11 protein-coding genes are annotated in these 9,865 nt (G+C 34.0%); 6 read left to right on the forward strand and 5 right to left on the reverse strand.

The features are described 5' to 3' along the window. Positions 1-30: 30 nt before the first annotated feature. From ACE01P_RS21860 to ACE01P_RS21880, 5 genes are all read right to left on the reverse strand, one after another. Complete coding sequence (locus tag ACE01P_RS21860; protein ID WP_379701166.1) at positions 31-897, reverse strand: MbnP family protein; 867 nt, start codon at positions 895-897, stop codon at positions 31-33. 48 nt (positions 898-945) lie between these two features. Beyond that, positions 946-1,314: a hypothetical protein gene (locus ACE01P_RS21865; protein WP_379701167.1), complete on the reverse strand. Its 369-nt coding sequence runs from the start codon at positions 1,312-1,314 to the stop codon at positions 946-948. Positions 1,315-1,320: 6 nt separating this feature from the next. Further along, positions 1,321-3,300: a TonB-dependent receptor gene (locus ACE01P_RS21870; RefSeq protein WP_379701168.1), complete on the reverse strand. Its 1,980-nt coding sequence runs from the start codon at positions 3,298-3,300 to the stop codon at positions 1,321-1,323. A gap of 4 nt (positions 3,301-3,304) precedes the next feature. Next, positions 3,305-4,228, reverse strand: a complete 924-nt coding sequence (locus tag ACE01P_RS21875; RefSeq protein WP_379701169.1) for a hypothetical protein — start codon at positions 4,226-4,228, stop codon at positions 3,305-3,307. A 303-nt stretch (positions 4,229-4,531) separates the two neighbouring features. Continuing rightward, on the reverse strand, positions 4,532-4,909 hold the full coding sequence (locus ACE01P_RS21880) for a hypothetical protein (RefSeq protein ID WP_379701170.1): 378 nt from the start codon (positions 4,907-4,909) through the stop codon (positions 4,532-4,534). Positions 4,910-5,154: 245 nt separating this feature from the next. Here ACE01P_RS21880 and ACE01P_RS21885 point away from each other — a divergent pair, with 245 nt between their 5' ends. The 6 genes from ACE01P_RS21885 to ACE01P_RS21910 form a co-directional block, all read left to right on the forward strand. Continuing rightward, entirely contained in the window at positions 5,155-6,138 is a 984-nt protein-coding gene (locus ACE01P_RS21885; protein WP_379701171.1) for a hypothetical protein, read from the forward strand. 3 nt (positions 6,139-6,141) lie between these two features. Then, positions 6,142-6,771, forward strand: a complete 630-nt coding sequence (locus ACE01P_RS21890; protein WP_379701172.1) for a hypothetical protein — start codon at positions 6,142-6,144, stop codon at positions 6,769-6,771. Between the two features lie 501 nt (positions 6,772-7,272). Continuing rightward, positions 7,273-8,088 carry an alpha/beta fold hydrolase gene (locus tag ACE01P_RS21895; RefSeq protein ID WP_379701173.1) on the forward strand — a complete coding sequence of 272 codons (816 nt, stop codon included), beginning with the start codon at positions 7,273-7,275 and terminating at the stop codon, positions 8,086-8,088. Positions 8,089-8,145: 57 nt separating this feature from the next. Beyond that, positions 8,146-8,463: a phosphoribosylpyrophosphate synthetase gene (locus ACE01P_RS21900; protein WP_379701174.1), complete on the forward strand. Its 318-nt coding sequence runs from the start codon at positions 8,146-8,148 to the stop codon at positions 8,461-8,463. Positions 8,464-8,548: 85 nt separating this feature from the next. Then, positions 8,549-9,181 carry a hydrolase gene (locus ACE01P_RS21905; protein WP_379701175.1) on the forward strand — a complete coding sequence of 211 codons (633 nt, stop codon included), beginning with the start codon at positions 8,549-8,551 and terminating at the stop codon, positions 9,179-9,181. A gap of 41 nt (positions 9,182-9,222) precedes the next feature. Beyond that, on the forward strand, positions 9,223-9,865 hold a 643-nt coding region (locus tag ACE01P_RS21910; RefSeq protein WP_379701176.1), incomplete at its 3' end, for an alginate export family protein.

A 9,865-nucleotide genomic window follows, 5' to 3' on the forward strand; every position in this document is an offset into this window, starting at 1 on the left:
TTTAGATTCCAGACGGCTCCAAAATAGAATTTAGTTTTCTACGCTAGTCACAGAAAACATTCCTGAGATATCGTTTGTTCCGTTTCCTCCTAGATTATCCACAAATTTTACCATTTGCGCTGCAGTATGAACGTTTGGAGTTGCGTTATCGCTCATTCCTGTTCCTGTAGATAAAGTAATCGTATTGATTTTTCCGCTCAATAATTTATCGAAATCTGCTTTAATTTTGATTTTCGGAGCATTTTTACCCACAATTGCATTCGTAGTTAGGTTTAATGTAATATCTCTATATGCATTCACACCTTGCGTATATGCGCCTTCAGTACCCGCAACAGTACTTCCTGTATGAATAGACATTGCTTTATTATCTGTATCATAAAAGCCTTCTACTTTTGTGAAACGATATCCTGTTCCCCATTCCCACATCATTGCAGTATCGTTTGCTCCTGCCGCAGCATAGAATTTAGGAAATCTAGTTTGGTCTAAAGTATTTTGGTCTGTTTTAATACCTAAACCAAATTTAATCTGCTTGTATGATGCAGACGGAACATTGCTTAAAACATAGCTTAATGAAGCCGTTTTTGCCTGATCAATTACTGTTGCTCCTTTGTCTAAATCATTTACGTTGTAAGGCACTTCACTCCCGTCATCTTTTATTAGACGAATGTTGCTAATCACGTATTTTACTTCAGAAAAATGATGAACTTGTCCTGCCGCTGAAGTGTTTGTTGTCGCAGATGCTGAAGTTGCGTCTCCTAAAACAATTGTTTTGTCTTTCAACGTATTATTGAATTCGAACGTTAGATTGTTTGCTGCTGGAGCATCGTCATCATTTGAACATGAAACAAAAGCCAAAGCGGCTGCTGATAATAAAAGGTATTTTTTAAAATTTTGCATTTTTATGATTTTAATTTTTGTATTCTATTTTATAAATCGAAAGGACGATTATAAAATAGGCGGCGGTACAAAAATTTCAAGGCAAGGTTCTAGCCGATCCAATTCTTTATAGATCGGCACTTTCTTGGATGTTATAGTTTTTAATAGTGGAACCTGAAATTCAATATTTGTGTTTAAAGCAATATCAATCTTTTTGCTAATGCTTCTCAATTCTAGATCGGTATTTTTTTGCGATTCTTGAAGCTCTTTCTTCAAATGACATTTACCATGACATTGCAGTTCTGGCTTGGCTTTGTTAACACAAAATTCTTTTTCTATAGCGTTTTGATTCAGTTTAAAGTGCACAACGATAAGCGCCTGCTGGAAAGAAACCAGCAGGAACAAAATCGTCATTGTGATACTAAAAACTTTTTTCATTTTTTCTTAGAAATTCAATTTTAAAGACGTGAAAATGTTACGTCCCATTCTCGGAATATTTCCCCAGTCAGCATAAGTGCTGTAATATTCATTCAATAAGTTCTCTGCTCCGATTTGAATTGTACTTCTTACCTTGTTGATTTTAAAAGAATAATCAGCAGAAATATTCCAAATGGTGTAAGCTCCCGTTAAATCTTCTCCATATTCTGGACTGTAATTAATCTGCTCAAAATCACCATTTACAGAAGTCTGAATTCCGAAATTTTTATACATATAATGTAGAGAAGTCAAATAGCTTAATGGGCGAATGAAAGGCAGATTTCCTCCTTTATCATCCATTCCACGGGCATAAGTCAACGTTCCTTTCCAATGCAAATGCTCTAAAATATCGTAGCTCACATTAGCAGACATATTTAAAAGCGTAGCATAATCTAATGATGTATAACCTTTTACACCAACAGATTGATAATTCATCGGACTTCCCAAGCTTAAGATTTTACCAATAATATAGTTCTGAATATAGAAATAGTTGACTTTTCCTTGAATGCTCAATTTTTCAGTTTTAAAACCTGCACTTGCATTTCCTTCATACGAAATTTCATTTTTCAAATTCGGATCACCGATATAATCGTAACGGTCAAAACTGTTATAGATGTAATAACCATAACCTTCAGAAACAGAAGGTGCTCTATGACCGTAACCTGTTCCGACAGAAAAATTAAATTGATCAATATTTAAGTTATATGCCGCATTAAGGCTTGGCAGAAATCTCGTTTTTTCTTGAGGCGCGCCTGGATGAAAAATCCAATTGAACTCTACATATTTAGAATAATTGTAATTCACGCCCAAAGAACCTCCTAAATGCACCTGACTTTTTTCTGAAAGATCCCAAGAATTATTCATAGAAAGTCCAGCGTAACGAGTCGTAACCCAAGGCCAGCTGTAAGCAAACATCGTTCTTTCGCTTCGATCTTGCGGATACATTCTCATTTCTGCAATAGACAAATTATCGTAAGCATTCAACTGAATTTCAGAAGAGTAATCATTCTTTTTCAAATTCGCTTTAGAAACCAATCCGTAAGTTGTGCTCCAACCTGGCATATCCATGTGAACTAAGTTTTCTGGCCGCGTTGTATCGTCCATATAATGCTCAATTGCATTAAAATATACTTTTGTATCAACCACTCGAACCAAACCCTCTTCAAACAATTGTTTATAAGAAGCCGACGTAATTAGCGCACGAGAAAGCCATAAATCCATTGGCAGAGCAGGATAACCTACATTTTTCGCCACATCAAAAATCGCATCTAATCTAACCGATGACAAATCGCTGGTTTTATACGCCAATCCTAACGAAGTGTTGAATTTATTGTATTGCGAATGCTTTACTTCATCGTTGTTTCCGTCATGATAATTATCTGCTGTTCGATACGAAATACTTCCGTCAGCCACAAATTTTGCTCCCGAATAAGAAACATTTCCTAAATTGAAAAACTGCTTATTATTAAACTCAAATCCAGTTTGGTAAGCTCCATTCCATTTCTTTTCAAGTCCAAACGGCGTGCTTTTTCTTTTTAAATCGATGCTTCCTGCAACCGTTGCTCCGTGCAAACTTCCCTCCTGACCTGATTTTATGTCAATTGTCGCCAAATTATTGCTTTCCACATAGGACGTAATTGGATCCATTTTATCGGTACAAGCACCAAAAACGTGCATTCCGTCAATGGTAACAGTAGAACGTTCTGTACTCATATTGTTTAATAAAGGTTCCCAAGCGTAAGCTCCGCGTTTTATAAAACTGATATTATCTGATGAAGACAAAAATTCATCAACCGAAACAGCCATTTTCATTTCTGTTTCAATCTTCTTCTTCGTCGCATTTTTTACTGTTACTTCTTCTAAATTTTTTATGCTATCGTGATGTGCATGCTGATTTTGGGCTGTAACTGATAATCCCAAGAAAAGCAGCATTATAATATATTTCATGTTTCTAGAATAAAGTATCAATATAAAGTTCACTTTTCACGCCTTCTACTCCTGGCGTATGATCGGTTGGAACTACGGTTCCTTTTACGATTAATCCGTTTTGGTTCATCATAATTAAATTCAATGTCCAGTTTCCTGTCATCGTATAATTAACAACACCGTGATACAAACCATCGTCTCCTTGCGTCAAATCTTTGTTATTTGGCGAAGAATGATTTCCCATAGAAGGTTCTGGCATTCTTGGATCTAATTTTAAAATATAGCCAACAACTTCAGAATAAGAAAACTGAGTTGGATCTGGAAAAGTTCCCGCAGGAGTTGTTGGTTTGCTGTATTTGTAAACGCCAGCAACTAACGGATTTTCTGAAACAGTAGGTTTTTGAGGCGAAATCAAGGCAATTACATATTGTTCGCCATCATTTCCTGCAAAAGCCGTCATATTGAGATTTTTATTGCTTTGTTTTTCTACAGTAACATCTTTATTAATCTCATATTTTTGGTTATCAGCTGTAAAACTGATGTACAATTTCCAACTTGCAGTTGTAGTGCTTTCGCCCGTAAAAACAGAATAACCGCTGTAGTATTTATTTGTAGCATCATACGCAACATTATACTCGTGCGGACAAGAACTTTTACTTCCGTCGGCGTTACTAATTATTGGTAGAAAAGTTACTGCAGCAGTAGTCAACTCTTGATTGTTTTGAGTATTGATTACTTTTAGATGAAGCTCATTATATCCTTTGTAGAATGTTCCGTTTAAAGCTTCGATACTAACCTTATAGTTTCCGCTTGTAAGCGAAGTTGCTTCTTTAAATTCTAGATTTCCAGGAACTTCAGAACCAGTTTCAGCTTCGTAATCTGTTTTATCAATTGTACAGGAAGTAACCGCAAATAACAATGCGATTATCCAAAAATTAAAAGATTTCATTTGATGAATGTTATAAAAAAACGTTTGAAATTTAGCGTTTAGCTATAAATTTTTGAATATCAAAAAAGCCAAAATGCTAGTGAATAAGCCAAGAAAATGGCAAACGTAAATGAAGTTGGAATACAGCTATTCCCTTCAATTACAAAGAAGATCAAAATCAGTTTTAGAAAATAATTTACGTAATTCTTACTCCAACTCAGATTATAAATCCGCGAAAGCGAGCAACAAAAGCATTCAAAATTTCAACTATAAAAAAATTGGAATTTGGAATTTTAGAAATTGGAATTTAAAAAGATTTGATCCCTAAACTGTGTAGAGAGGAGGATGAAAAGTAAGATTAGAAGCACCAATTGGTTTCTTCTCAAACAAAATTGAAGAGTTATCTTTAGATTCGATAACTGGAATTGCGCTAAAGTTGATTTCAGCAGTATTTTGAACATATACAAGCTCTAATTTATCTTTTAGGCTATCTTGCATTTTTCGTTCGTTATCAGAATATTTTTTAATGCTTTTTTGAAGTTCACATCGACCGTTACAACTGTTAAAAGCTTGTTTACGTTGAACGCAAATTGTCTTAGCAATTTCTTTTTGGTTGATTTTAAAAGAAGCATAAACGAAAAGACTGCCAAAAGATGGTGACAGAATTAAAATAGAAAGCGCTATGATAATTAACCTTTTCAATTGTTCGTTTAAATATTCGTGGACAAAAGTACATACAATTTTGTATTTATTTTAACGAAATGGGATTTTTTATTCAATAAAAGATAAAATTATCTTATTTACTGTTTGTTGCAGCTTTTCGTAAAACATTTCTTTAACATAAAGAGCCTTGATATTTTCTTTATTTTATTTAAATTTGATTAATGTCATTTTTTTAAGACATTTTAATTTCAAGATAGCTTCTAAATAACCCCAATTTACAGCGAATGAAAAAAAACTTAGCCATCACCTTTTGGGTACTCTACATGCTCTTTTTTGCAATTCCTTTTCCAATGATTTTGTATTACGGAATAAATAGCAACTTCGATGTCAGCACTTTAAAAACCAAAGATCCTTATTGGGCTTTAGGAACCGTATTATTATCTGTACTACTTTGGCTAATTATTTTAATCGGTTATTTTCAAAAATGGATAATTCAGGTTTTTATCAATAAAAATAACTTTGAAAAAATAAAATTAAACGGAATTCGCCGCGAAGCCGAAATTATTGGCTCCAAGAAAACGTCTAAACCTAATTCAGAATTTGATACCTACGAACTCGAATTGTGTTTTAAAAATCTTGCGAATACCGAGATCATTCATAAAACTCATATCACAGACACCAAACCTCTAGAAAAACGTTTCGAAGCTGGAAAATCTGTTGGTTTACTATTGGATAGGTACATGAAAAATGCGCCCTATTTTGTGCTTTCATCTGCTACTCCAACTTTAAATACAAGGAATTTAATCTTAAGAATTCTAGGCTGGCTATTTTTTACAGCTCTCGTTATTCTGTATTATTTCTTTTCGTATCAAACTGAAAGTCATGGTATGGGCTGGCGTTTCATGTCTGCTGGCCATCCATTATTGATAATTCCGTTGGTACTTTTATTTTATCGCGTTTTAGTTCGATTTATATTTAGAAAATTAACCGGTTTAAATCCAGATTCGATTACGCTGAAGTTTAAAGGAGTGCAAACGCAAGCGAAACTGATCAACGTAAGTCAAACGGGAACTTATATTAATGATAAACCAATGATGCGTTTTGAAGTAGAATATAAAGACACTAAAAATCATGTGCATCAAAATAATTTGAAGAAAGTGATTGGAGTTTTAGATTTGGATATGACCAAAAAACAATTTCTTGATATTTTTTATGACCCTGAAAATCCAAAACATATTGCTCTTGCAAATGATTTAAACAAAATATAACAAATGAAAAAAATAGTTCTTTCGATGCTATTTTGCAGTTTATTTTTAAGTTGCGAAAAGCTCACAAAAAGTATAGATGAAACTTTAAAACCAAATGATACGATTGTAAGTAAAGAGATCGAGAATGCTTCTTCTTCGCCATTTCAAGACGAAAAAAAGGAAATTAATCTTTTGACGGATTTAAAAACATTGGAAAAAGCAGAAAACGAATTGAAAAAACTTCCACAATATAAAGGAAAAGAAATGTTTGTTTATTCAACGTTGTACTTTTATGGTGACGGAAGAATAAACGCGATGCTGCAACATCCAGAAAATCCAAAATATGTGGATGCTTATGAGTTTAAAGATGATAAATGGTCGCAACCAATACCAGTTCAGCTTTCTGTTCGCGATGATATTAAAGGGCGTTTGGTTCCTTTAAATAAAATCAGTTTTGTAAATGCAGCAAAAGTAGCTCAGGTTTATAATGAAAAAACAAAAGAAGTTGAAGGCGCAAAACCTACCACAAGTGTTTACATTTCGGTTTGGGATAATAAAATAAGATGGTATCCTTCCTCTATAAGCGGAAGCCGAGAACGCTATTCCATAGAATTTAATGATGATGCCAGTCTAAAATCATTTAAACAAGATTAAATAATCAAAATGCTAAACAGTTACGTTTAGCATTTTTTTTATGCTTAATGCAAATTTTTATTCTCTTTCAAATTTAAGATCAATCTAATCTTCAAAATGATCTTAGAATTCTCTTTTTCTTAAAGAAAACAACGAGTATTTCATAAAACAACGAAATATCGTAAATTAAAAAAACTTCAAAAACAGACAATTCCTTTTAAACAAAGGGATTAAAGATAAAGGCACGTTAATTGGCTACTCTTTCGCATCATTTACAAACAGGTAAGTGCGAAATATAAAAAGCAATATAATATCCGTGTTTCTGGGTGCTCCAAAAGGTGAAATAAAACAAAAAAATCACTTCTTAATCTAGATTAACCAATGCAGGTTTCATTCTGCAATACATTTGCATCACAATCATAACAAAATAAAACACAATATCACTTATAAGTTTAAAATTTAAACCTATAAATCAATTTAAATTAAAAATATAAATTAAAATTAATCTTTAAATCAAAAACCATGAGCACATTTACAGTAAAAGACGGAACACAAATTTATTACAAAGACTGGGGAACAGGACAACCAATTGTTTTTCACCACGGATGGCCTTTATCAAGTGATGATTGGGATTCACAAATGATGTATTTTCTTCAAAAAGGTTACAGAGTTATTGCACACGATCGCCGCGGACATGGTCGTTCAAGCCAAGCTTCTGAAGGAAACAACATGGAAACTTACGCATCTGACATCGCTGAATTAGCTGAGTTTTTAGACTTAAAAGATGCGATTCACGTTGGACACTCAACTGGAGGTGGTGAAGTAATTCGTTACGCTGCTAAATACGGAAAAGGACGTGTTGCAAAAGCAGTAATTATTAGTGCAGTTACACCAATTATGGTTCAAAACGAATCTAATCCAGAAGGAGTTCCATTGTCAGTTTTTGACGAAATCAGACAAGGAACAGGATTCAACAGAGCACAATATTTCTACGATTTCCCTATCCCATTCTACGGATGGAACCGCGAAGGACAAACAGTTCAAGAAGGAATCAAACAAAACTGGTGGCGTCAAGGAATGATGGGTTCTGTATTGTCTCACTACGAAGGAATTAAAGCATTCTCTGAATCAGATTTCACAGAAGATTTAAAAAGCTTAGACATTCCAGTTTTAGTTTTACACGGAGAAGATGACCAAATCGTTCCTTATGCTCAAGCTCCTAGAGCAGCTAAATTGTTGAAAAACGGAAAATTAATTTCTTACCCTGGATTCTCTCACGGTATGCCAACAATTAACGCTGAGACTATCAACGGTGATATTTTAGATTTCATCAAATAAATAAATTAATAATTACTGCCTGAAAAGGTTCTTTTCGGGCAGTTTAATCTTCAAATTATGAGTTTATTTCAACAGCCGTCTTTCGACACCGTTACTGAAGCTTTGCAATGGCTAGGTACACAAGGTTTTACAGAAAACTTTAATCTTGACAGCAATTGTATCCGTTACAATAACAATACGCAAAGCATGTCGCCAGAAGAATTCAAAATTGAATATTTATTTCGTTTTGAAGGAGATACCGATCCTGGAGATGAAGATATTGTCTACGGCATCATCTCTGAAATCTATAATATTAAAGGTGTTTTGACCAGTGCTTTCGGAATTTATGCCGATTCAATTTCTGCTGAAATGATCAAAAAACTGTCAACACATTAATTTTCAAAAAAAATAACGATATATCGCTAATGATCGTTGAATTTCATTAGCCTAACCAAATTAAAAATCTTAAAAATAAATATCTATGAAACCATCAGTTAACTTATTATCCCCAGACAATCACGCATTAGTATTAATCGATTTTGAAGGCCAGATGGCTTTCGCAACACACAATATTCCGTTAAGCGAATTACGTACCAATGTGGCAATTGTTGCTGGAGCATCGAAAATTTTTAATGTAGAAACAGTTGTGACTACAGTTGCAGAAGAAAGTTTTGCAGGTCCGGTTTTTCCAGAAATCGAAGAATTTTATCCAATTGCAACTTCTGGCTACATTGACAGAACTACGATGAATACTTGGGAAGACGAAAACGCTTATAAAGCAATCACAGGAAAAAATAAGAAAAAATTAGTTCTTGCAGGATTATGGACAGGCGTATGCATTGTTGGTCCAGCTTTATCTGCAATCGAAGAAGGTTACGAGGTTTATGTAATTACAGATGCTTGTGGTGATGTAAGCGCAGAAGCTCATGAGCGTGCTGTACAAAGAATGATTCAAGCTGGAGCAATTCCTGTAACTTCTATCCAATATTTATTAGAACTTCAAAGAGATTGGGCACGTGAGGAAACTTATGTTCCTGTAACAAACTTGATGAAAAAATATGGAGGATCTTATGGTTTAGGTATTCACTATGCTCACAACATGTTGAAACACTAATCGGACTAATTCATTTTATTATAAATCTCTTACGCTTCATTATGTTGGAATCATCAAAATCCATATTATCAAAAATACTTTTCATATGTATTGTTTCTTTTCTTTTAATAGGAAACACGGCATCAGCTCAAAGTTTTAAGCTTTTGCGTTACGATGAAAATTATGAATTCTTAAAAGATTCAAACCGAAATTTTTATGAAAGATTAAAATTCATTCCTTTAAATCAAGAAAAAGACATTTATATGTCAATTGGTGGCGAAGCCCGATATGAATACGTTGATTTCAACAATGAAGACTGGGGAAGACTTAATATTGGGCACAACAATTTCTTACTGCAACGTTACGATCTTCATGCCGATGTGCATTTGGGAAAACGCGTTAGAATTTTTACCCAATTGAGAAGCGCCCTAGAAGACGGCCGTACAAACGGAGCTCGCGGTATTGACGAAGATCAGCTTAATATTCAGAATCTTTTTGTAGATGTGAATGTCTGGCAGCAAAAAGACAAAAAAATAACCGTTCGTGCCGGAAGACAAGAATTGGATTATGGTTCTGGAAGATTAATTTCTGTTAGAGAAGGTCCAAATGCGAGACTTTATTTTACAGGTGGAAAAATAATGTATTCTTCTGAAAGAGTATCAATTGATGCCTTTGCCATGATGGCTGACACGGTTCACACAGGAG

Source organism: Flavobacterium sp. HJSW_4 (assembly GCF_042436695.1).
Classification (GTDB): domain Bacteria; phylum Bacteroidota; class Bacteroidia; order Flavobacteriales; family Flavobacteriaceae; genus Flavobacterium.

Bases quoted from the DNA above. Each gene is read 5' to 3' on its own strand.
- ACE01P_RS21895 (WP_379701173.1), top strand. From the start codon at position 7,273: ATGAGCACATTTACAGTAAAAGACGGAACACAAATTTATTACAAAGAC.
- ACE01P_RS21870 (WP_379701168.1), bottom strand. From the start codon at position 3,300: ATGAAATATATTATAATGCTGCTTTTCTTGGGATTATCAGTTACAGCC.
- ACE01P_RS21900 (WP_379701174.1), top strand. From the start codon at position 8,146: ATGAGTTTATTTCAACAGCCGTCTTTCGACACCGTTACTGAAGCTTTG.
- ACE01P_RS21865 (WP_379701167.1), bottom strand. From the start codon at position 1,314: ATGAAAAAAGTTTTTAGTATCACAATGACGATTTTGTTCCTGCTGGTT.
- ACE01P_RS21860 (WP_379701166.1), bottom strand. From the start codon at position 897: ATGCAAAATTTTAAAAAATACCTTTTATTATCAGCAGCCGCTTTGGCT.
- ACE01P_RS21890 (WP_379701172.1), top strand. From the start codon at position 6,142: ATGAAAAAAATAGTTCTTTCGATGCTATTTTGCAGTTTATTTTTAAGT.
- ACE01P_RS21905 (WP_379701175.1), top strand. From the start codon at position 8,549: ATGAAACCATCAGTTAACTTATTATCCCCAGACAATCACGCATTAGTA.
- ACE01P_RS21875 (WP_379701169.1), bottom strand. From the start codon at position 4,228: ATGAAATCTTTTAATTTTTGGATAATCGCATTGTTATTTGCGGTTACT.
- ACE01P_RS21885 (WP_379701171.1), top strand. From the start codon at position 5,155: ATGAAAAAAAACTTAGCCATCACCTTTTGGGTACTCTACATGCTCTTT.